12 protein-coding genes, 1 tRNA gene and 4 pseudogenes are annotated in these 23,495 nt (G+C 40.5%); 5 read left to right on the forward strand and 12 right to left on the reverse strand.

Annotation, left to right across the window (positions count from 1 at the left end):
- Positions 1-15: 15 nt before the first annotated feature.
- From ME1_RS04920 to glpD, 3 genes are all read right to left on the reverse strand, one after another.
- Positions 16-1,005 (reverse strand): nicotinate-nucleotide--dimethylbenzimidazole phosphoribosyltransferase, encoded by a 990-nt coding sequence (locus tag ME1_RS04920; protein WP_004864094.1) that lies wholly within the window; start codon positions 1,003-1,005, stop codon positions 16-18.
- Between the two features lie 397 nt (positions 1,006-1,402).
- Positions 1,403-2,383: a tRNA dihydrouridine(20/20a) synthase DusA gene (gene dusA, locus ME1_RS04925; protein WP_004864097.1), complete on the reverse strand. Its 981-nt coding sequence runs from the start codon at positions 2,381-2,383 to the stop codon at positions 1,403-1,405.
- A 469-nt stretch (positions 2,384-2,852) separates the two neighbouring features.
- Positions 2,853-4,388 (reverse strand): glycerol-3-phosphate dehydrogenase, encoded by a 1,536-nt coding sequence (gene glpD, locus ME1_RS04930; protein WP_004864100.1) that lies wholly within the window; start codon positions 4,386-4,388, stop codon positions 2,853-2,855.
- A 342-nt stretch (positions 4,389-4,730) separates the two neighbouring features.
- On the opposite strand from glpD, the gene ME1_RS04935 reads away from it, so the two are divergent.
- The 4 genes from ME1_RS04935 (at position 4,731) to ME1_RS04950 (ending at position 7,999) form a co-directional block, all read left to right on the forward strand.
- On the forward strand, positions 4,731-5,603 hold the full coding sequence (locus ME1_RS04935; RefSeq protein WP_035009388.1) for a DsbA family protein: 873 nt from the start codon (positions 4,731-4,733) through the stop codon (positions 5,601-5,603).
- A 255-nt stretch (positions 5,604-5,858) separates the two neighbouring features.
- Positions 5,859-6,347 carry an acetyl-CoA carboxylase biotin carboxyl carrier protein gene (gene accB, locus ME1_RS04940; RefSeq protein ID WP_004864104.1) on the forward strand — a complete coding sequence of 163 codons (489 nt, stop codon included), beginning with the start codon at positions 5,859-5,861 and terminating at the stop codon, positions 6,345-6,347.
- A gap of 14 nt (positions 6,348-6,361) precedes the next feature.
- Entirely contained in the window at positions 6,362-7,720 is a 1,359-nt protein-coding gene (gene accC, locus ME1_RS04945; protein WP_004864106.1) for an acetyl-CoA carboxylase biotin carboxylase subunit, read from the forward strand.
- 203 nt (positions 7,721-7,923) lie between these two features.
- Positions 7,924-7,999: transfer RNA gene (locus tag ME1_RS04950), tRNA-Thr, on the forward strand.
- 92 nt (positions 8,000-8,091) lie between these two features.
- Here the strand turns inward: ME1_RS04950 and ME1_RS04955 are convergent.
- The 9 genes and pseudogenes from ME1_RS04955 to ME1_RS04985 all read right to left on the reverse strand — a co-directional run bounded on the left by ME1_RS04955 (position 8,092) and on the right by ME1_RS04985 (position 20,985).
- The gene (locus ME1_RS04955) at positions 8,092-8,415 is read right to left on the reverse strand and encodes a transcriptional regulator (RefSeq protein WP_004864108.1); all 324 of its coding nucleotides are present in this window, start codon (positions 8,413-8,415) and stop codon (positions 8,092-8,094) included.
- A gap of 193 nt (positions 8,416-8,608) precedes the next feature.
- Complete coding sequence (locus tag ME1_RS04960; RefSeq protein WP_035009349.1) at positions 8,609-8,827, reverse strand: hypothetical protein; 219 nt, start codon at positions 8,825-8,827, stop codon at positions 8,609-8,611.
- Positions 8,828-8,955: 128 nt separating this feature from the next.
- Positions 8,956-9,182: pseudogene (locus ME1_RS08125) on the reverse strand (hypothetical protein).
- Positions 9,179-9,376 (reverse strand): annotated as a pseudogene (locus tag ME1_RS07825) (lysozyme); the annotation flags it as partial. The pseudogenes ME1_RS08125 and ME1_RS07825, both read right to left, overlap by 4 nt.
- Positions 9,373-10,068 (reverse strand): annotated as a pseudogene (locus ME1_RS04965) (hemagglutinin repeat-containing protein); the annotation flags it as partial. The pseudogenes ME1_RS07825 and ME1_RS04965, both read right to left, overlap by 4 nt.
- A 4-nt stretch (positions 10,069-10,072) precedes the next feature.
- Positions 10,073-10,432, reverse strand: a complete 360-nt coding sequence (locus ME1_RS04970; protein WP_004864117.1) for a hypothetical protein — start codon at positions 10,430-10,432, stop codon at positions 10,073-10,075.
- Between the two features lie 182 nt (positions 10,433-10,614).
- Positions 10,615-11,022, reverse strand: coding sequence for a hypothetical protein (locus ME1_RS04975; protein ID WP_004864119.1), 408 nt, complete (start codon positions 11,020-11,022; stop codon positions 10,615-10,617).
- Positions 11,019-19,175, reverse strand: a complete 8,157-nt coding sequence (locus ME1_RS04980) for a hemagglutinin repeat-containing protein (protein WP_004864123.1) — start codon at positions 19,173-19,175, stop codon at positions 11,019-11,021. Before ME1_RS04980 ends, ME1_RS04975 begins: the two co-directional genes overlap by 4 nt.
- A 25-nt stretch (positions 19,176-19,200) precedes the next feature.
- Positions 19,201-20,985 carry a ShlB/FhaC/HecB family hemolysin secretion/activation protein gene (locus ME1_RS04985; RefSeq protein ID WP_004864127.1) on the reverse strand — a complete coding sequence of 595 codons (1,785 nt, stop codon included), beginning with the start codon at positions 20,983-20,985 and terminating at the stop codon, positions 19,201-19,203.
- A 785-nt stretch (positions 20,986-21,770) separates the two neighbouring features.
- Between ME1_RS04985 and ME1_RS04990 the strand changes: the two are divergent.
- A pseudogene (locus tag ME1_RS04990) lies at positions 21,771-22,892 on the forward strand (restriction endonuclease); the annotation flags it as partial.
- Positions 22,893-23,495: the final 603 nt, after the last annotated feature.

The following is a 23,495-nucleotide window of genomic DNA, read 5'->3' on the forward strand; positions in this document are numbered from 1 at the left end:
GGCAATCAAAATTTTCTATTCAACAGCCACCATTTGTGCATGCATCAAAATAGCAGCCTTGACAATACCCGCTGCCATGGCCGCCCCTATCCCTTCACCAAGGCTCATCTCTAGATCTAAAAGCGGTTCTTTGCCAATTTTTTCTAAAAGTTTACGATGTGCAGTTTCAGAAGAAACATGCCCAACAAGAGTATGATCAAGAGCCCTAGGATGCATTTTATAAAGTAGAGCTGCTGCTGCTGTTGCTACAAAACCATCTAAAATAACTGGTATTTTTTCTATTCTTGCCGCTAAAATGGCACCAACCATAGCAGCAATTTCACGTCCTCCTAAACGACGCATTATTTCAAAAGGATCATTAAAATAATCCTTATGTAAAGAAACTGCTGCCTTAACCGCTGCTATTTTACGTTGATAGAATTCCCCTTCAGATTTCATTCCGCTTTCTGTCCATTCCTCAACTTCTCCACCAAACAACGCTAAACATAAAGCTAAAGCTATTGTTGTATTTCCAATGCCCATTTCACCTATACACAGGAGATCAATTCCACCAGCAATGGATTCCATTCCAAATGCCATTGTAGCTGCTGCACTACGCTCATCCATTGCAGCATCTTTGGTAATATTCATTGTGGGATATTCCAATGCTAAATCAAAAATCTTCAATCCAAGATCATAAGCTATGCAAATTTGATTAATAGCACCCCCACCAGTTGAAAAATTTTGTACCATCTTTTGTGTCATAGATTGTGGAAATGGTGTAATATTTTCTTCTGTGACACCATGATTTCCGGAAAAAATAGCAACTAAAGGGCGCTTTATAACAGGCTTTTCTGTTGCTCTCCATCCTGCATACCAAACTGCAATATCTCCTAATTTACCTAGTGATCCTTGAGTTTTCGTCAATTCTATTTGCCGTTTTTTTGCCAAAGTTACAGAAAATGCATCTGCAATAGGTAAATTTGTGAGTAAAGCACGAAAATCATCAAATGGACTAACGGTCATGAAGATACCTTTTCAAATCTAAAATGTTTAATGAGAATCTCGTCATATATACAGGATATGAATAATTTGTTGGTTTTTTAAAAGCCGCTTTTTAAGAACATTAAAATCTTATTCGTAAAATTATTTTTGCATGATATTTTCCAAAAAAGAATATTTTAGTGATTTATAAAACAAATATTACCAATATCTTATGGTATAATTTTAAATTATTTTCTTAATTATTTCTACATTGCAGAGCATTCATCAATATACTGTTTAACATGCAATACTAAACATCCTCTTCATAATAAAGATTGAGAGCTTTACGAAATTTCTCAATCTGAATTTTAAAAATCCGTAAAGAAATAAAACTTTAGGAAATCTAAACTGTTAAGAGAGTTCAATCTGTAAACTGTTGTTAAATGAGAGCAGAAAAAGCCTCTTTCAAAATATGCACACCTGCATCGGTTTTTGTTGTATCATTTGATAATATTTGCCGCCATCGGCGAGCCCCATCCCGCCCATGAAATAAACCAATCATATGGCGTGTCACATGAGAAAGCCGCCCACCTAATGCGATATGTCGAGCAGCATAATCACACATGGCTTCAATAAGATCACTATCACTCATTTCACTCTGCAGTTCACCATATATTTCATGATCAATATGCTTCAACAAAGTGGGATCATGATAAACTTGTCGACCAACCATAGTAGCATCGCACAAAGTCAAATGCTTTTTGATCTCATCAATAGATTTAATTCCACCATTTATCCCAATAAATTTATGAGGATATTTATGTTTTAATTTATAAACTCTTTCATAATTAAGTGGAGGAATATTGCGATTTTCTTTCGGACTTAATCCTTGTAACCATGCTTTTCGTGCATGTACCCAAAGGGCATCACAACCAGCATCCCAAACCTGATCAGCTAAAAAATCTAAAGCTAACTCTTCATCCTGCTCATCCACACTAATACGACATTTGACAGTTACAGGTATCGTAACTACTTGCTTCATCGCTTCCACAGCACTTGCTACAATATTAGGATGTAACATCAAACAAGCACCAAATGCACCTGCTTGAACACGATTTGATGGGCAACCAACATTGAGATTTATTTCATCATAACCAAATTCTTCAGCAATTCGAGCAGCCTCTGCCAATTTCTTCGGATTTACCCCTCCTAACTGCAAGGCAATTGGACGTTCTTTATCATTAAAATTCAACAGTTGCTCACGGACACCATGGATTACAGCATCGGCTACAATCATTTCGGTATAGAGAAGAGCTTTTTTTGTTAAAAGGCGATAAAAAAATCTACAGTGCCTATCTGTCCAGCCCAACATTGGTGCTACCGCAAATTTTACTGATGATGGAGAATTATAAGATATCATAGGAGCTTATGTTTCTTATCTCTATTAAGTATTTCCCATTCATAGCAGGCTGCCACTCTTTTCCCATTTCACAATAAGTTTTATTCTCTTTTCATCCTTCAAGAGAGAAAAATACACTCTCTACCCAATTCTTTTCCTCAAATAACCTAAAATTTGGCTAAAACAAAAAGAAGAAAGACAATAAAACATTACTAACAAAACGAAATGTCCAGATATCATAGCCATGCAACTGATTTTATAATAAATGAAATTGTAAATAAAAAACATTTGAACAGTACTTCTCACCATTCAAATAATCCATGAAGGACTATAACTATATGATGCATTGTACAGTATCAAAGATATTTTGTGTCTAACAAAATAATAATCGAAAGCATTACACTCATATCATTATAGCTTATTTTCCTTCAAAGTTTTTCAGTTTATTGTGCAAATAAATTTTACAATAAAGTACTTGCGTAAAACTGAATTAGTATAATTCTTGTTCACTTTCTTTTTGGCTTTGCATATAAGTAGAAAGAGCATCAATTTCTTTCTTCTTAAACAAAAGCCCAAGTTTCGAACGACGCCATAACACATCTTCACATGTTTTAGCCCACTCCTTTTCCATTAACCATTTGACTTCTACTTCATAAAGTCCATGACCAAATTTTTTTCCCATATCTGCCTTCCCATTTGCAAATATCACCAGAGCCTCCGAACCATAAGAGCGCGCAAGTCTGCGATATGTAAAATCATCTAAATCTGGAATCAAAAGAGCGATCTTATTTTCAAGTGTATCTAGCCTATTATACGGAAAATCACCTCCGGGAAGTGTTGAATTTTCTGTCCATGGAGATCCCTTTATCCCAAGCGCTTTTTCAACAAATTTCATGGCATCTTCAGCTAGCTTACGATAGGTTGTAATTTTACCGCCATAAAGATTAAGAAGCCGTGGCATATTTTCTGTGCCCATTTCTTTTAAAACGTAATCACGCGTAATTTCTTGCGCTTTTGAAGCTCCATCATCATACAGCGGACGAACACCAGAATAAGTCCAAACAATATTCTCACGTAATACTGGTTGTATAAAATACTCACTCGCTGCTGCACAAATATAATCAATCTCTGTATCCGTAATATGAACATTAGCAGGATCACCCTGATAGTCACAATCTGTTGTTCCAAGCAATGTAAATTTTTCCTGATATGGAATAGAAAATATAATACGTCCATCACCGTTCTGAAAAATATATGCACGATCATGGGCATAAAGCCTAGGAACCAAAATATGAGAACCTCTGACAAGTCGTACGGGAGGCTTCTCCTCACAGCCTAATACGTTTTCTAGAATATGATTAATCCAAGGCCCTGTCATATTCGCAACATAAGAAGCCGTGACGCAATATTCCTTGCTGTTTAATTTATTTCGAAGAACTATAAGCCATTTTTTTTCTTCTCTCTTTAAAGAGAGAATTTCTGTACGTACTTTTATATCAGCGCCCTGCTTTTCTGCATCACGAGCATTAGCAACTACCAAACGCGCATCATCTACTCTTGCATCAGAATATTCAAAACCTTTCTGATACTCTTCCTTAAGCGTAGAACAAAAATCTTTTGAAAAATTAACCTTTTTACTACGCCACAGTTTTTGATTCCAGTTTCCTAAATAATCATAAATGAAAAGCCCCATACGCAATATCCAAGCAGGACGTAACTCTTTATGATAAGGGAGAAGAAAACGTAAAGGACGCACAATATGGGGAGCCATCCGCAAAATAATTTCGCGCTCTTTTAACGCTTCACGAACAAGTTTAAACTCATAGTGTTCAAGATAACGAAGACCACCATGAATAAGCTTTGTCGATGCACTTGATGTCCCTGACGCAAGATCATTCATCTCCGCCAACCCCACTTTAAATCCGCGTCCAGCTGCATCCCTTGCTAATCCACATCCGTTTATTCCTCCACCAATGATAAACAGGTCGTAATGCGTTGTAGTTTTCATCATTTTACTTTTCATCATTTATTTAATTTTCTCTAATATAATCAATAAGATAACAGCTAAAGGCAAGATAATGCCAATGCTCTTAATCAAATTATTAACGTCCTTTTTTCCACAGTAAATTATGTATAAACTATTCTTGATATATAAAAATAACATCTGATAAAAAGAACGGAAAATTCAGCAACAATAAAAATAGTACTATCGTAAAATATGCTTTATATGAAAGCTCCTTAGAAAAAATTTATGTTTTCTCTGCAACCTACTAGATTTACACTATAGTTAAATACCTTATTGCACATAGACAATAGCTTTCATATAAGTTTACTCAACATTACAATAGGAATATGAAGCCATAAAATGATGACCTATCAGCCCCAACACTCAAAAACAACGTTCATTTCAAAATTTTTAACAGCAGCTCTGTTAAGTATTTTGATCTTTTCCTCTTTTTTATCAAACGCAACATCGCACGAGAAAACAGCAAATCATTTTAGCTCAGAAAAACTTAAGAGACAGCTTCTGGAAGATCCTGCTTTTTTATCTAAGCTTAAAAAAAAGCTTACACCACTTATCAATGATCACGATATTCAAAATATTGTAAGAGATTATTTACTCACTCATCCAGAGATTATGATCGAAATGCAGCTTATCCTCCAAGAAAAGCTAGAAAAGAACAGCGAACAAAAGGCTCAAAAACAAGCTTCAATCATCAATTTGTTTAAAAAAGAAATTTTTCAGTCTCCTCATGATGCTGTTTTGGGAAATCCAAACGGTAAAAAAGTACTTGTTGATTTTTTTGATTACAATTGTGGATATTGCAAAATGTCCTATTCATACATAGAAAACTTAATAAAAGAGGATCCGGATCTACGAGTTATTGTCAAAGATCTACCAATTTTGGGAGCTGATTCTATGGCGGCACATACTGTTGCCTACGCTTTTCGACAACAATTTCCAGAAAAATATCCTCAGTTTCATAAAGCGCTTTTAACTGATAAAAGTCGCGCAAACGAAGCTAAAGCTATAAAAATAGCAGTTTCATTAGGAGCAGATGAAAAAAAACTGCGAAATGCAATAAGAGATTTTAATCTTCAAGATTCCTTTAAAGAAAATATTCAAATTGCCTCTGCTCTGAATATTACAGGAACACCTTCTTATATTATTGGTGATCAAGTACTCATTGGAGCCGTGAGCCAAGATATTTTAAAAGAATTCATCAAGAATATACAGTAAACACCTTTTCTTCACCTCTTTAACTTTATGAAGAATACCGTAAATGAAATAATTTTATGCTTTCTCTTTTTTGATAACAGGCTTATAAATGCGATTTCATACAGCAGGTACCAGTTGAAAATTGCAAAGTGTAATTCTTAAAAAATAAATAGCTTTTAACAAAAAGCCTTAAAAAAGGTCATTCGTAGTCTAGAGATATCCGATCATAATGATTAAATAGAGACGATCTTCATTGATCAAGGAGTGAAAAATAAAATGGCAACAAAAAAAATGGATGCGGGAAAATATACCGCAATTGATACGAAAATTATCCGTGACCTTGCTGAAATTTTAAATGATACAAATTTAACAAACATTGAACTTGAACAAGGTGAACTTCGTATTCGTGTATCACGTCAAAATACCCAAACCACTTCTGAACAAACAATTTATGCCCCTCTGACCCCTCCTGTTGCCGTAACTACTTCTCCTGTCTCAACAACTGAAACTTCTGTACAAGAAGACAAATCAAAAAATGCAATAACATCCCCGATGGTTGGGACAGCCTATCTTGCACCTTCACCAGGCGCGCAACCTTTTGTAGAAGTGGGACAAAATGTTTCTGAAGGACAGACTTTACTTATCATTGAAGCAATGAAAACAATGAATCAAATTCCATCACCACGCTCAGGAACGGTGACTGCTATTTTTGTTCAAGATGGACAACCGGTCGAATTTGGTGAACCACTTATTGTTGTTGAATAAAGCGAGGGGCAACCATGATTCGAAAAATTCTCATTGCTAATCGGGGAGAAATTGCTCTTCGCGTTCTACGAGCCTGCAAAGAACTTGGAATCAAAACTGTAGCCGTGCATTCCACTGCTGATGCTGATGCAATGCATGTGCGTCTTGCTGATGAGAGTGTCTGTATTGGCCCTCCCCCAGCACGCGATTCTTATTTAAGTGTTCAGCAAATTATTGCTGCATGCGAAATTACAGGAGCTGATGCGGTTCATCCAGGCTATGGCTTTCTTTCTGAAAATGCTAAATTTGCCGATGTTCTAGAGGCTCATAACATTACATTTATCGGCCCAACAGCTGCGCATATTCGGATCATGGGCGATAAAATCGAAGCAAAGAAAACCGCTAAAAAACTTGGAATTCCTGTAGTCCCTGGTTCAGACGGAGCTGTCACTGAGGAATCTGAAGCTCTACGTACTGCTCGTGAAATTGGTTATCCAGTTATTATTAAGGCTTCTGCCGGTGGTGGGGGGCGCGGTATGAAAGTGGTCCATTCTGAACAAGAGTTTGCTGTAGCTCTCAAAACAACCCGTTCAGAAGCAGCAGCAGCTTTTGGAGATGATGCAGTTTATATCGAAAAATATCTAGAAAAACCCCGTCATATTGAAATTCAAGTGATCGGTGATGGAGCAGGGAATGCTGTTCACTTAGGAGAGCGCGATTGTTCGCTTCAAAGACGTCACCAAAAAATATGGGAAGAAGCTACATCACCTGCACTGAATGAAACTGAACGGAAAAAAATTGGTGATATTGTCGCAAATGCCTGTGCACAACTTGGATACCGTGGAGCAGGTACTATTGAGTTTCTTTATGAAAATGGCGAATTCTATTTTATCGAAATGAATACGCGTTTACAAGTCGAGCATCCTGTAACTGAAGCGATTACAGGCATAGATTTAGTTCACGAACAAATTCATATTGCATCAGGCTGCAAACTTTCAGTTGCACAAGATGATATTTGCTTCTCTGGTCATGCTATTGAATGTCGTATTAATGCAGAAGATCCTGTTAACTTTACGCCATCTCCAGGAATCATTACACATTTTCATACACCAGGAGGTTTAGGAATTCGCGTTGATTCAGGTGCTTATTCAGGTTATCGTATTCCTCCTTATTATGACAGCATGATTGGAAAGCTGATTGTTCATGGACGTACACGTTTAGAATGTATGATGCGGTTACGACGCGCTTTAGATGAATTTGTGGTCGATGGAATCAAAACCACATTACCTCTCTTTCGCGATCTCATTAACAATAAAGATGTTGCAGATGGTAATTATAATATTCATTGGCTAGAAAAATATCTTTCTAACCAATTGAATTCTTCAGATTCGTGATCTGGTAGAAAAAAGCATTTTTTCTCAACACCTCTATAAAGTATTAATGTGTAAATAATTTTTAACCTTACGATAAAGGATGATAAGAAAACAAAAGAGCTTATTATTTTATAATTTGTCATATAATTTTTAAAAATATGCACAGAAACTGATAATTTTCTATTTTCCTTTTTGTAAGTTTGTGCTACCTCCTACGTTGTTATGCCCTTATAGCTCAGTTGGTAGAGCACCTGATTTGTAATCAGGGGGTCGGGAGTTCGAGTCTCTCTGGGGGCACCATTCTCTTTTTTATTCCCAATAACTTATTGATTCTCCATATGTTTTTTTAAGTGAGGGATGCGCGGATAAAAGTGAGGGAATAGGATTCCAAATCATGCCTCTACAACAGGGGCATTTTTTTTCGCTTTTTCTTTCTCTAATTGTGCTAAAAATTCTTTGACGAATTCTAATTCAAGTGGTGTTAAACTATTCAACGTTCTCACAAACATGCCGGCGGTTTCACACCTCAACTGATCAGAAGGCTTGATCATAAAAATATGACGACAAGCATCAGATTCTCTCCTTAAACGTTCTGCTGTCTCTTGATCTAAAGCGTAAAGTTCAATGATCTTTTCTTCCATACCAACAGGTACAGATTTTTTGCCAATCTCAACAGAAGATAAAAATGCTACAGATATATCTAATTTTTTAGCCATATCTAACAGGCGTTCTTCATGATCAATGCGCGGAGTTTCCGTAAGGTTTTGCCAAATGGTGTAAGCATCTAAAAAATCCTATTAAAAAAATTAGCATTCGTGATGATTCTAGCAAAAACTTCAGATTTTTCTCTACAATTATTCTGAATCAGAAGCTCTTTTCAGGGCATTTTTTTGAGAAAACTTTGTACATTTAACTCTTTGTTAACCATCTTTTGAGGTGTGTGAGGATGTTATCCAGCGCATCCATAATGCGGGCAAAATCGATAATGAACATAAAGACAATGAACGCTATCCACTTCACGCAACGAGACATCATCTTCAAACCTTGATAGGTATTGATCATCTCATAAAGCAGCTGTCGTTCGGTTTCTGTAAGTTCTTTATCTTTGTTGTTTGCTTTCTCGGCCATCTTTCCAACCGCATAAATGCGCTCCCTGCTTGTTATGCTTTAAAATATCTCTTGCTAGGTTGGGACTGATGACCGAAGCATCGCGCGAATCTAAATAAATTGGCAATCAGCCACCACAAGAAACAGACCTATTTGCCGCGCACCCAACGAGAAAGTTCAGAGCGCACACCAGCATCACTTTTTTGATTAACTTCATTTTCTACCTCAAGCCGTCTCATTGCTGTCTTCAAAGCATTCTCTGTTTGCTTGTGCCGTCCACTTTTCTTGCCAAGGTAAAACGCCTTGGCTAAAGCCATAAAAAAACGGCTAAAGCCGCCGTAAACATCAGGTAATATTTCTTGAAGCAGAAAATCACAATCGTTGCTCCCGAAACCGTTTAGCCACAAACACTATGCCCGTGCATGCCGCTAAAACCATAATGACGGCTAGTGCCCATTGGACAGGTCCATTGCCTGCTAACAAACCTCCAAGACCTGAACACGAGCCTATAATCGGTACAAGGGCTTCTGCTTTGAGAAGTCCCGTTGCCTCTTTCGTTTCCACATGTTGGTTGCATCGGTTAGGATGATGGTGCCATCACTGATAGCAGATTTGGTTTCCCCTTCCGCCGCATCCTTGGCTTTGCCATGACTCAGAGCATTTTTGGCAATGTTTTTTATCGTGTCGTTCCCAGAAACGCTAACCCCATGGCTGCTGGCTTGGGCATGCGCACTGTTGGTGATGTCACTGGTGCTAATGGTTCCCGTGGTTAAGCTGTTTTTTTCTGGCGATGCGATGCTCGCAATCAGCCCCCCAGTCAGCGTTGTTTTATCTTTAACGTTGATATCAAAGCCTCCATCACCGGCTTTGACCCCTGATTGCTCCACAACACTATGATAATCGCTGGAGGATTGATCCTTTTGTAAGGAGAAGCTTGTTGAGCCTGCATCAAAACTTTTGCTGCCACCAAAACCAACAGAAGCTGATTTCTGCTTGTTAGAACTTTGTCCCGTATTACTCTGGCTTTTTATGGTCAAGCTTCCTCCCACATCCACTTTGACCTGACTTCCAAAAACCACGGCTCCCTCCAATGCGGTGTCCCCTCCACTGCTGGTGTGAACAGTGCCCGTACCAATGACATGGCTGTTTTTATGGTGAACCTCTTCACTGGAGCCTTCTCCTTGACTAAAGGAAGCATTGCCTGTTCCCTCAGCACCACCAGTACCATAGCTGTATCCAACATTGACCGAAGCACTCTGCGTGTGGTTAAGGTTTGCATTCATATTGTTCTGGATGCTTTTTACAATAAGGGCTCTTTAAACGTCTCTCAACACTTCGTTGAGGCATGATAGCACCAGGACGACATATGGGAAGGTTTTCGGATTTATTATTTTCACACCAACCTTGTATTGGAAAGCTAGGGCGGAAACCTGATTGCGCCATACACATTTCAATACTGGCAAATTGATTCGAATCTAGCGCCACAACCTTATCAAAATCCGGTACTCCACATTCTAAAAGTATTTTCTTTCTCCATATTGCTGGAGAAAGTGAGGGAATTGAGTTAACACATCCAGCTGTACTTAACAGAGCCATGCAACTCAATAGTTTTAAGATTTTCTTCATTTTTCCCCTCTTTCCATGGATTTATTTATGATAAAAAAGCTCGGAAGCCTGTTGATGTTTTCTGTCCATACTGTGTTCAAGACAGGTTAGAACTAAATTGAGATGGTGGATTAAGAAAACAATCCCGCTAGTCCAAACAAAGGCAAGAATGGAGGATTGTTTCCCATCAGCAGCAGTAAGGCTTAAGGATAGCATTCATATTGTTCTGGATGCTTTTTACAAAACGGGCTATTTAAGCGCTTCTTGACACTTCGCTGTGGTATGACAGCTCCTGGACGGCAAATCGGGAGGTTTTCTTCTTTAAATGTATAACACCAGTTACCTCTCCCTTTATAGTAGAATCCTGCTTGGATCATACAAGCATGAATAGTTGCCCATCCATTATTGCTTACCTCTCTATTTTCTGAATCCTCATCATATGGGGTAGGCATTCCACATTCTAATAAGGCTTTTTTTATTTCAAGCTTATCTGCGCCAAGCTTCTTCCACCAATATACCTCTCCTGGGGGAGATTTGTCGATATTTGATATGTCACATCCAGAAATACTTAACAGAATGAACCCGCTCAATAACTTTAAGATTTGTTTCATTTTTTTCTCCATAAATAACCTAAATCTAAATTATCTAAAATCGAATAAACTGAATAAATCGGTAGAGTATGAGCGGTTCCATAACGCCCAATACATTCTTTACTCGCATTACCATAACAATTATGCGTACTAGGATCAGAGCCAAATATCGCTCCTCCTTGCTCTCTCAGTGGGAGTGCTGGTGGAAATAATAAATAGAATGGATTGAACGGCACCTTATAAGTAGTCGGTGGATTGCCGCCAAATCCTGTACCAATGGGGTCAAGTAGATGGTTTTGTAAATAAACATGATCTTTTTTCCCATCGCTTACGATATATACTGTATTTGCCATCGATAGAGAATTATAAGCAGGTCCAAAAAGATAGATATCTGTTTTTTGTCCTATACCGTGGATGCCACGCTTTTCAAAGTCATGCAATCCATTGCCTACTGTCGAGCCAGCACGGCTATGCGCATCAACAATCGCCCCCTTATTGCCATAACGATAGATAAAATCCTGGAACTTCTTTGTTGAATTACTCCATCCCCCAAAATACTCATAAATCGCTACCCCTACTTCTACTTCCCATGAGTCAGCTTTTGGGTGGTATGTAAAATAAAGGGGCTCATTCTTATTATCAGCCAACTGGACGGCATTACGTGCTGCTTCATCTGGCGTGTTAAAAATGCCATTGTAGAACATACGTCTGTTGCCATCAGAGCCGGCTTTTAAATACTTCTCTTCCTCTGGTGTTAAATAATGATACAGAGGTATTTTTTTATCATTGCTGTCTGTTATATATTGTCCATTTTTATCTGTTGCATAGATGACATTGCCATTTTCATCATGCAAAACCTCACCCTCGGGATGCTCTTTGACATTTGCGATTTCGCGCACTTTGCCCCAGTATCCAAATCCTTCATCTGATAAATCATTGATCATATTGAGGCGATTATGTAGTGCCTCCTCAAGTGGTGTGGCATCCAGCGGCACTACAGCTTGGTGTGCTGCTGCGGTGTTGCGGTTGAGGGTATCAATGATTTGTCCAGCATCTTGCCCCATCGCTCTCTGGTTGGTTGCATCGGTTAAGATGATGGTGCCATCGCTGATGGCGGATTTGGTTTCCCCTTCTGCTCCATCCTTGGCTTTGCCATGACTTAAAGCATTTTTGGCAATGTTTTTTATCGTGTCGTTCCCAGAAACGCTAACCCCATGGCTGCTAGCTTGGGCATGCGCACTGTTGGTGATGTCACTGGTACTGATGCTTCCTGTGGTCAGGCTGTTTTTGTCTGGCGACGCGGTGCTGGCAATCAGTCCTCCAGTCAGCGTTGTTTGGTTTTTTACCGTGATATCAAAACCGCCATCACCGGCTTTGACCCCTGATTGTTCTACAACACTGTGATAATCGCTGGAGGATTGATCCTTTTGTAAGGAGAAGCTTGTCGAGCCTGCATCAAAACTTTTGCTCCCACCAAACCCAACAGAAGCTGATTTCTGCTTGTTAGAGGTTTGACCCGTATCACTGCGGCTGGTAATGGTCAAATCACCACCAACATTCATTTCTACATGGTCTCCAGAAACTACAGCTCCCGCAAGTGTGGTGTCTCCCCCACTGTTGGTGTGAACAGTACCCGTGCCACTAATATGGGCGTTTTTCTGGTGAACTTCTTCACTGGAGCCTTCTCCTTGACTAAAGGAAGCATTGCCTGTTCCCCCTGCACCACCAGTACCATAGCTCGTACCAACATTAACCGAAGCACTTTCACTTCTGTTTTGTGTGCTTTGCGTGTTTTGTGCACTTTCAAGGGTGATATCTTTTCCTGCTTCTAAGTTGATATTCCCGCTTTTCTCATCATTTGCATAAACAGGGTTGGTGCCAGCGATAATGTCAGCTCCAACACCATGGATACTGCCTTTGTGGGCTTGCATGTTAACAGAACGCCCTGCTTCCATTGTCCCTGTCACCGCCGTGGAGGTTTGAGAAGAGGCTTCTGCTTTCTCTGTCTTAAAGCCCACGGTCACACTCGCAGAAGCATCAGCCATATTGGTAAGAGCATCCTTGGTGGCCCTCCCCAACCCTCCTAATGGGCTACTCAGTCCTTTGCTGATATTGCCCCTTTCCCCTGTATTGCCAGTCAGCCAACTCACAAAATTCCTACCCTTGTTAAAGAGGTGATTGATTTTCATGCCGGTCAGTACGCCATTAATAACTGTGTTATTTCCATCCTTATTATTCATGTGGTCCGCTGAATCTTTTAAGCCTTGTACAGTATCAAGAACACCCACATTGACAGTGGTTGTAACACCAGCAAAGGACTTTTCATGGGTTTCTTGTGTATTGGAGATATCATGGCTTTCCGATAGTGTGATAGTATTGCCGGCATCGATATTTAGATCACGATCCGCCAAAACATCTGCCGCTTGCATGGTCACATCATTGCCGGCGGTAATCTGTACATCGTTCTTCGCCGTGATGTGCGATTGAACAGAAGTCGTTTCCTTCTGATCGCCTGTGTCTTTCGCGCTGGCAATCCCAACACCGACAGAGGCACTGCTGCTGCTCTTTTCAAACTGAATGCCAAAACCTTCCCGCTCTTCCTTTGAGCTTGACTGATGACTGTTCTGACCAACAAGCACATTGACATCACGTGCTGCGGTGAGATTAACATTTTCCCCTGCAACATCAGAGCCCACAATTGTCACATCTTTTTTGGTGGCAGTGATATTGATAGTGCCATCCGCATTCAAAGAAGAGCCTTGATGTTCAAAACTCTCTTCATTTTGTGTTTTGCCTTCACTTCCATATATCGACACAAAGCCTTTGCCTGATCCCACACCAAAACCAGACTCATGCTCCTCTGAATGGCTGCTATGGTGGTCTGTCATGCCATCAATCGTCACATCTTCCGCACTCACATTGATGTCTTGACCGGAAAGCAGATGAGAAGCAGAAATCTTGGCATCTCCTTGTGCTTCCATATCAATGTTGCCTGTCGCACCTAGAACAGAGGAAACCGTTGTGGTGTGCGATTCAGATTTATTGGAAGATTCATCGTGCAAAAGGCTACTTGATGAGGATTGCTGTTGCTGATCAAACTGTTCTTGAGCGCCTTTGATGACAATCTTTCCCCCAGAGTGAATGGAAATATCCGCTTGTTTCTGATCTTCTGCTGTTTCCTTTCCTTTGCCAGCAAGAACCATTGACCCAATGATGGTAGTATCATTTCCCGATTCAAGAGCAACCCCTTCACCCCCTGTAACGCTTGAGCCTACCACTTGGGTAGCATCAATCTTGTTATGCTCAGATTTGCTGCTACTAAATGTTCCCCCATCTTTGTGGTACGACATCTCATAATGTAGGCTATCCTCTGCATTGGTAATCACAATATCGTTGCTGGCTTTCAGCCCCACTTTTTTCTCAGCCGCGACAGAACTGCCTGTGATGGTGAGATCATGCTTTTTGCCATCCTGCCCGGCAACAACAGTGGTATCACCTCCCGATTTTATTGACGAGCCCTGGGAAACCGAGACTTGCATATCAGCTTTCGTGTTGTTGGTATGAAGATGATCCTCCATTTCATCGTTTCTCACCCCTATCGCTATTTCCCCTTGGGCACCAAGAGCAACATTGCCCTTGGCATCTATATATGAAGCAGCCATATGAATATCTTGACCGGAGATAACAGTGGTCTCTTTTCCAGAACTTAAATGAGAACCATTGTGTAAGGCTACATGAGAGGTTTGATCCCCGTGATAGCTATTGGCACTGTTGCGTGTCGCATCAATGGAAATATTTTTCTCAGCTTGTAAATGCAGACTCTCCTTTGCTTGAACATCAGAACCTAGAACATTCAAATCTTTTCCAGAGACAAATGTCATTGAGCCTCCAGAGTGTACTTGCGATTTATGATGCATGGTAGCATCACTGTTCTCGCTGTGGTGGTGGGTTTCTGCTGAGCCTATCGTCAAATCACCTTGTTCTGTGGCCATGGCAAGATCACCTCCGGTGGTGATCCCCACCCCTGAGGCGGTGATATCTTGCTTGGCAATCACCGTTGCATTGCCCCCTGTAGAAAGCGCATTGGTGTTTAATACTGTCTCCACGCCGTCAACCGTTGTGCGTCCTGCATCCAAACGAATATTGTTCTCCGCAAGTAAAACAGCATCACCACCAGCAGCAAAATGCCCCCCTTGACTGAGAATATCCCCACCATGCACATACAATTGGTGGTTTGCCGCAATCCGCCCGGAATTGTTTATCGTGGAATTGCTCGTATTTTGGCTGGTGATATTGACATCATCCCCCATGATCAAAGCCCCAGCAGAAACAAAGGAGGCTCTGTCTTTTTCAGGGATGTAAAGCACCGGTGCATAAACATCCATGCCCTTGACCTGTTGGCGCACATAAATCACCATCGGGGCTTCTAGGGACGCCAATTGTTCTTCACTCAAAGCCTCACCAAAGGGGAGATTGTGTGCTTTTGCATATTCTGCCCCGATATCAAGCAAGGTTTTAACTTGTTCAATAGCATCACTTCCAGGAATAAAGGAACCTTTTCCCAAACCTTGACCAACCAGATCACGCATTTGTTTCTCAATCAATTGCTTTTCGAAATAAGCATCCCCTAAGAAAAAAATCTCCCGATCAGGTTTGTAACCAATTCTGTTTAAATAATAGGCTGAGCCATAAAACTTGCCAACATCAAGGAATTCTGCCCGCGTTTCATAAAGGAAATTCTGGTTGGGTAGCGTGCCCCCAACTCCACCCGATTGGGGTTTTGGTAAAGGCAATGAACTCCCATCCGAAACACCAGCTGTACCATCTAAGGCGATATTTGGCGTAAACAAAGCACCAGCCCCAGTCAAACCGCTCAGCGCCCCTAGTGGATCACCCCCAACGGTTTTTGCTTCAAAATGCGCATCCCCTGTAATTGAACCTTCCGCTGCCGTGTTGTGGAGTTGATCGACCACCAAATTCAACGTGCCACCCGCTTGGACAAGACCAGGAACGCTCTCCAAAGCTTCTGAACGAATATGGCGAACAGCACCATTGGCTATGTCTAAAGAAACATCCCGGCTTCCATCAGCTTTATAGCCATAACAATAAGCATCCGTATTTGCATCACAACCCATATAGGTGTTTTTATAAGCTGTTGCTCCTAAATTGGTGAGCATATTGGCTTGGATATCTGCATTTCCTTCCGCTCTTATAATGCTATAATGGTTGTCAATGCTATCTGCGTTAATGATAAGATTACCGTGAGATTCTATCATCCCCTGAACGGTAGGTTTATGCGAAAATGCTTGCGTGACAGTCTTTTCTGTCATATGTGACCAGTTTTCGTTTATTGACTCGAAAAAGCCTCCCTTCCACCGAGAACCATTCCATTGATAGCGTTTTACCGACTTTTGATCATAGACAGGTTTAAATTCCCAACTAAAAGCCTTATAGACTGTTCCATCGCTTGAAATTGCTGTGCCATAGGTTTCTTCTTTGCTTGCCCAAAAAGGAACATCCAAAAAAATTTTTACGTGTCCTTTAAAAGGTCCCGTATGACTTTGATGTTCGTGCCCCGTTCCCCACTGGTTGGGACCATCTTGATATAACATTCCATCGCTGAGCCTATCAGAACCCTCTGGTTTTTCGAATGCGATGGCAATTTCTTCAGTTTTTTCGGTGATTTCTGGCGTACTATCGGCTTCGTTTTTCAGGGTGTTGGTTTGAATATTTAAGTTGCCACCTGCTTGAATAAAGCCCGCTTTATTGACAAGCGAAAGGCTCTTTCCTGTACCTTCTGCATTGGTAAAAAACAAATCACCCTCTGCCATAATGGCACCAAAATCATTCAACACAGTGCCATCAACTTGTAAAGCACCATTGCCCTTCACATAAATTAAACCCGTCTTACTGTTGCTGACATCCCCCGTTACGATAAAGGCTAAATCCTGTCCCGATGCCAATTGACCGCTATTCTCTAAACGGCCCGTTTTGATCACAAAATCTCGTGCCGCTAAAACCGATGTAGTCTCATCCACCATAACGCCTGGAGCAACAAAGAGAATATCTCCACTCCCCCCCTCATCGGTAATGGCTTGTAGCCGTGCATGGTGAATATCAAGAACATTGGTGCTGTTAAAATCTAAACCGCCATACGTCAATTCGCTGCCCGAGACATCAATATGATCTGCAATTAAATACAGCGTTTGCGGCGTGTAAATATGAGAACGATCATTGCTCAAATCTAGAGTTGTTGCCGTCAATCTCACATCCCCCTTAGCAGACAGCTCATTCTCAACACTGATCCCTCCAGACACTGATGTCAGGGTTGCTGTGCCATAGCCCATGACCTGATCATAATAAATGTCGTTGCCAGCAAAAAGATCAATATTGCCACCACTGATAATATGTTCAACCTTTATACCCCTTTGTGCCGTGATAGAAAGGGAACCTTTGTCATAAAAAACAAGAGCACCGGAAGGATTCGAAGGGCTCACTTGAGAGCTAACAAAATCTAAACCTGTCATCAGTGTGCCTGCATCAAGGCTGCCTACCGTTAAAACGGCATCATCGCCCGTTATCAGAGAAGCAAAATCAACCGCCCCGCCATCAATATTGGCCTTGCCATAGGCTAAAACTTGTCCAAAATGAACGGGGGCATTTGTGTTTAGTTGTGCATGGATTGCTACATTTTGGTGAGACAATATCGATTGGGAAACAAAAAGCCCATCATGCGAAACCAGTGTCACATCTCCTGCCCCATAAATATTTGTGGCATTAATGCTCCCTCCAACACTTTCGAGGTCAACATCTCCTTGGGCACCAAGAACAACAACACCAGCAGCACCCGTTGCCGCCATATCAACCCCACCAGCTAAAAGACCAGCTTGGATATCACCACCGGCATGTGCCTTAAGGGTTCCTTCAGCTAACACTATCCCCTCAATGTTCAGATCTCCACCCGCCTCAAGAACCATATCAGCACCAGATCCAAGCCCAGCAACTTTCATAGCATCAAGCGAAGACAGCTGCATATTGCCCCCAGAGGTCGCTTTGCCTGAAATCGATAAAAGCCCATCTTGCGCATCTACTTTCAAATCACCATCAGCGCCAACCATCTCTAATGTGACATCTTTTTTGGCTGCAATCTCAATATGTTTTTTCGATGTAACGCTTTTTGCCAATATGCTCTTGCTCTTTGATTGAAGAACAACACCCCCATGACCAAAAACATTTTTTAAGGAAATTTTTCCATCAGCTGAAAGCTGTAACTGCCCCACATTGGCCGCCATATCATGACGCATCCGAACGCCAACACCTTGTTCTGTCGCTACAAGTTTAATGCGATCCGCCTGCAAGGCGCCCAGTGCAGAACCATCTATCGCATATTCCGGTTTGCCCGTAATATCGGTGAGCTCCTTCATTTGACGAGAAGCATAATCAAAATGCCCCGTTCCAGCACTCACACCAATCTCCCTGCCCGCAACAGCTCCTTCAAAATGCACCGTGCGTGAGACAATATCAACAATATCAACAGCTCCCTTGCCAGAGAAAAAATTCGCTCCCTTTGCTCCAAAGCTGATATCCCCACCTCGCACCTCAAAGCCTTTCAGAAAACCGCTTGCATCAATTTCGGGGAGACCCGTGGTTAAGGTTGCATGGGGCGTATTGATAAAGCCACAACCATCACAACTGATCCCATTGGGATTGGCTATAATCACATCGGCTTGACGCCCAAAAACTTCCGCTGGGCCATTAAGCGCACTACGCTTGCTGCTGGTCACTTCATTTAAAATCACTGTTGCAGAACCCGTGGAACGCAAATGCGGATTGCCCGGCATAATGCCTCCCAATTGCGATTGCCCTACTTCTTGTGCATGATTGTTGAAAATAACGCCGGGATTGCCAATATTGAAATCGTAATATTTATTGTGCGATAAACCCTTGCCATTGGGGGTAACAATATCTATCGAGGGAACCCCATTGGGCGCTGCCACTATATCCGGACGATATGCGCTACCTGCGTTAGGATCAGAAGCAATTTGCGCTTGGAGCATGGAAGGCTGTAACAAAACAGAAAAACCTATCCCACTGAGTAAAACCTTTTTAAGCATCGTACTAGAAACTAAAGCTCCCACTAAAGCTGCTCTGTTTGTTCTCTTCTCATATCTCATGCTTTAACTCCCCACTAAAAGATGCTTAAAGTTCCATTGTTAATGTTACAAAAGCCGTGCCAGACTTCTTGTGCTTGACGGTACTCCACAAAACACGCGAATAACTGGCATCAAGGGAAACAATGCCCCCTACAAGCTTTACACCTGCCGTCCAACCGGCAAGCTGTTCACCGGTCATTCCATATAAGGCTTGTGAAAAAACACGCCCATAATCCAAACCAACAAAGGGACGTAGTTCCCCAAAAACCTTTTTGAAAGAAGCACTGTTGCTCCAGGGCACTGTGCGCAAAGACAAATCATTGCGGCTAAAAAAACCATTATTGCCAAAAAGCAAACTCTCACGCGTGCCACGCACATTGGAAGCCCCACCCAAAGAAATCTGTTCAGCACCCAATAAATTATGCAGGGAATATTGACCACTCAAAAGATTGCTCAGTATAAAATCCAAGCCCCCTCCCTTAAAAGGCGTCATAACACTAAGCGTGCCAGTAAATTTAGCAAATTCAGGTTCCGCATCCCCTGCCCCTGGAGCATGTCTCTTTACTGAATGAAACAAGGGGAGCCCTTGCAAATAACTCACATCAAAGCTCCAGGTCCCACCCAACATCTGGCGCGAATGCGAAATCCCAAAATTAGCTACGCTATATTGACGGCTGCCAACCTCAATCTTATTACCAAGAAGGTAATTGTTCGTTCTTTTATAAGAAAGACCCAAATTGAGTGTGGTGAGTGAAACACTATCACGATGGATCACTGTGCTCGCACTGCCGTGTACTTCACTGGAGTCCCCCGTCGTCTCAATATCGGTAAAATTGCCAGGGATAATGCTTTGATAATTATAAACAGAACCATTCAATCCAAAGGTCCAATAACCGTAAGGAAGACTCACACTCGCTGAAAGATTGTTGCTATGCCCCTCTTGTTTACTCCCACCCCAATAATCTGTTTCACTGCGTTGATAACCAAAATCCCACGCATCATTAAGCCCTAAAATATTCTCCACCTTTAAGCCTGCACTATAACGCGCATAACCGGTGGAGGCTTGTCCCATATTGTCATGCGTGACTGTAACTCTTAAAGCTTTCTCAGGGTGATTGCTAATATTAACAATAGTGCTGCCATCTTCACGCCCAGGTAAAAGCTCACTTTTGGCATGCGCTGACTGAAGTCTGTTGATCTGATCAAGCCCCTGTTCAATATCGCGCATATTGAGAATATGCCCTTTAAGACCCGGAAAAGCGCTCCATACAACATTGTTATGAGCAGAAGTTGGTAAACCATTATAATAAATATCTGAAAGCTTGCCCTCAACAGCAACAAATTTGAGTGTCTTGCTGTTTTTGATATCTTGATCGGGAATATAAAAACGGGCCGTCACATAGCCTTGATCCAAATAAAGCTTGGTGAATTGTTTGATTAAAATCTGTATATCTGCAAGTCTAACACATCTGCCAACATAAGGATCCGTCACTGTTGCAAGAGCCTGCTTTTTGAGATGATATGCATCCTCAACAACAATCTTATCAATGGCAAAGCAATATCCACCACCCAAAAACGCACTTTGCTCTCTTTCAGGAGAAATGTTCATTCTTTTAGGCGTTAAAGCGCGTAAATGCTCAATTCTTTCTAATCGTTGCTTCTCAGATTGTTGGCGAGAAAAATTATCTGTAGGGACGTGTAAAAAAGCCGAAGGACGCGCATAAACTGTCACGCCATGAAACATACAAAAGAATATAAAAAGGGCTAGAAAAAGCTTTAAGCAATAACCTTGGCGTAAAAATCCCAAAAACAATACAGATTTTCCCCCCACTTTTGGTCACTCTGTAAGCATTGCTTTAAAAGCAAATAAAATACTTGATCAAAACGCAATGACCATTCAAAGACAATCATAAATAGCACAACACCCTGTTCTCACTCAAGTGCGAAAAATCTTTTCCCCATATCTATGCCATCAAACGCTTACTCCACCCCCATAAAGCAAACATTAAAACCCTTACACAAACCTAAACAATAACCCTAATCCCTAAAAACTCTTTTTCAATGGATTCTGTTAGGTAACCTTCTTCAAAGAAAAATGATCAGAATTCTTTTGTAAAAAGAGTGTTGTCTCTTTTGACAGTTTTGTCGGTCCCTTCTGGTCGTACTTTTATTTTTTTTAATGAGAAAAAATAAAAACATTCTATTTCAATAGTTTAGCATTATACAAATTTTTGCAACCCAATCGATAAAAACCATGTGAGTAAAATAGACAATCAGTGACTTGAGTTTTGTCTGCTTTTGTCAATTTTTGTCGGTAAATCTTAACTGACAATTGTTATGATTTTTAGAGGCAATAAAACACTTCAAAACAATTATTTTGATCTCTTAAAACACGGTTCGAATTTGTTTTAATTTCCCATAAAATGAATAGCAAATTTCACTAGTTTACTTTTTATAGCTGCATCTTGTTAAATTTTTTTGACGCATTTTATGGCTTTTCAGGCGTTTTTCTCCCATTTTACACTCGATATTTATCCTAAATGTATTTAATAAACTCCATTTCGATTCTTTCGAAGTCAATTGATTAATGTCGTAAGACTATGGAGTTTCTCTATAATGCTTCAATCCCTCAAGTCTGATAACAAACAATCCTCTTTACGCTCTCTCTTACAATCTTATCGTCAACAAGCAACTTCAAATGCACAAAAAGGAAAAATCTTTGAAAGTTTTGTGACGAAATATCTTATGTATGATCCTCTTCATTATGGGCGATATGAAAAGGTTCAAACCTATTACGATTGGGCTAAAGAGCGTGATGAAGATGGGCGGGATATTGGAATTGATTTGGTTGCAAAACTTCGTAATCGAGATGGGTATGTGGCTATTCAATGTAAATTTTATGAAGCAGACCATCAGATTAGTAAAAAGGATATTGATAGCTTTATCGCCGCATCTGGAAAAGACATCTTCAAATATCGTCTTCTGGTTGATAGCACGGAAGTGAATTTAAGTGACAATGTGAATGCCATGATTAAAGGACAAGCGATACCGGTTTATCGCATTGACCTTCGCCATATGGAAAACAGTCGTATAGACTGGCAAATCTTTGCAACAAAAAAAGAAGTTGTCCTTAAATCGACAAAAGAGCCTCGTCCTCATCAGATAAAAGCAATTCAGAAAGTCTGTGAGGGTTTACAAGAAGCAGACCGTGGCAAGCTGATTATGGCATGTGGAACGGGAAAAACCTTTACGAGCCTTAAAATAGCAGAACAACTAGCCGGAAAAGGCAAGCGGGTTTTATTTCTAGTACCTTCTCTTGCATTAGTCTCACAAACCATAAGGGAATGGACAGCTGATGCACAAATTCCATTGCATTCATTTGCTGTTTATTCGGATACGAGAGTTGGCAAGCGTCGTAAAAATCAAGATGATATTCTTGAAATGGAAACATCAGATCTTGTTCTCCCTGCAACCACGGATGCACAAGCACTTGCCAAAGAAGCTTGTGAGAACCTAGCAGATGCAATGACTGTGGTGTTTTCGACTTATCATTCAATTCAAGTGATATCGGATGCACAAAAAGATCATGGTTTACCTGAATTTGATCTGATCATTTGTGATGAAGCCCATAGAACAACGGGTGCTGTGTTGGGATCAGATAAAAGTGAATCTGAGTTTGTCAAAGTCCATGATAACAGCATTATACAAGGTAAAAAACGTCTCTATATTGATGCATCCCATATCCTGTAAAAATACAATAAATTCAATAAGTTATTGGTATTTATTTTATTTAAATCCACTTCAGAATCCACACTTTTATGCACGATTCAATTGAACATTTTTTATAAACAATAGCCATCTATTTTATAAACAATAGCCATCTATAAACAAACCATAAAAAGCAAATCATGATGCGAATATTATAACGCATGTGAGCATTCAAATGAAATGAAAAGCAGATATCATTCATAACATCTCATAAATTTTATGATACGTTTTTATCATAAAATAAATTGCATTGTTAAAACGCAATTGAATATGAGAGCTTGTTTAAATGCAAAGATTTGAAATGTCCTCTTTTGAAAGGGGTTAATCCAAATTTGGATTGGCTAATTTTAGTCACCTCAAAAATGAGGGCATTGTTATGAGTACGTTTCAAAAGAGGTTATAACCATCACAGAGCTAATAGGCTTTTTTCATTCAAATGTGATGATCTAAATTCAGAAGCATTCATTTATATTCTTTTGGATAAGTTTTTATAAAGAAACTAGAGAACTTGCAATATGATACGTTTTGTATATATGCATTCATACTCCATTGTGGATTGATTTGGAGAATCGA

It is taken from the genome of Bartonella vinsonii subsp. arupensis OK-94-513 (assembly GCF_000278235.1).
GTDB lineage: Bacteria > Pseudomonadota > Alphaproteobacteria > Rhizobiales > Rhizobiaceae > Bartonella > Bartonella arupensis.

Bases quoted from the DNA above. Each gene is read 5' to 3' on its own strand.
- accC (WP_004864106.1), top strand. From the start codon at position 6,362: ATGATTCGAAAAATTCTCATTGCTAATCGGGGAGAAATTGCTCTTCGC.
- ME1_RS04935 (WP_035009388.1), top strand. From the start codon at position 4,731: ATGACCTATCAGCCCCAACACTCAAAAACAACGTTCATTTCAAAATTT.
- ME1_RS04955 (WP_004864108.1), bottom strand. From the start codon at position 8,415: ATGGCTAAAAAATTAGATATATCTGTAGCATTTTTATCTTCTGTTGAG.
- ME1_RS04980 (WP_004864123.1), bottom strand. From the start codon at position 19,175: ATGAGATATGAGAAGAGAACAAACAGAGCAGCTTTAGTGGGAGCTTTA.
- glpD (WP_004864100.1), bottom strand. From the start codon at position 4,388: ATGATGAAAAGTAAAATGATGAAAACTACAACGCATTACGACCTGTTT.
- ME1_RS04970 (WP_004864117.1), bottom strand. From the start codon at position 10,432: ATGAAGAAAATCTTAAAACTATTGAGTTGCATGGCTCTGTTAAGTACA.
- accB (WP_004864104.1), top strand. From the start codon at position 5,859: ATGGCAACAAAAAAAATGGATGCGGGAAAATATACCGCAATTGATACG.
- ME1_RS04960 (WP_035009349.1), bottom strand. From the start codon at position 8,827: ATGGCCGAGAAAGCAAACAACAAAGATAAAGAACTTACAGAAACCGAA.
- ME1_RS04920 (WP_004864094.1), bottom strand. From the start codon at position 1,005: ATGACCGTTAGTCCATTTGATGATTTTCGTGCTTTACTCACAAATTTA.
- ME1_RS04975 (WP_004864119.1), bottom strand. From the start codon at position 11,022: ATGAAACAAATCTTAAAGTTATTGAGCGGGTTCATTCTGTTAAGTATT.
- dusA (WP_004864097.1), bottom strand. From the start codon at position 2,383: ATGATATCTTATAATTCTCCATCATCAGTAAAATTTGCGGTAGCACCA.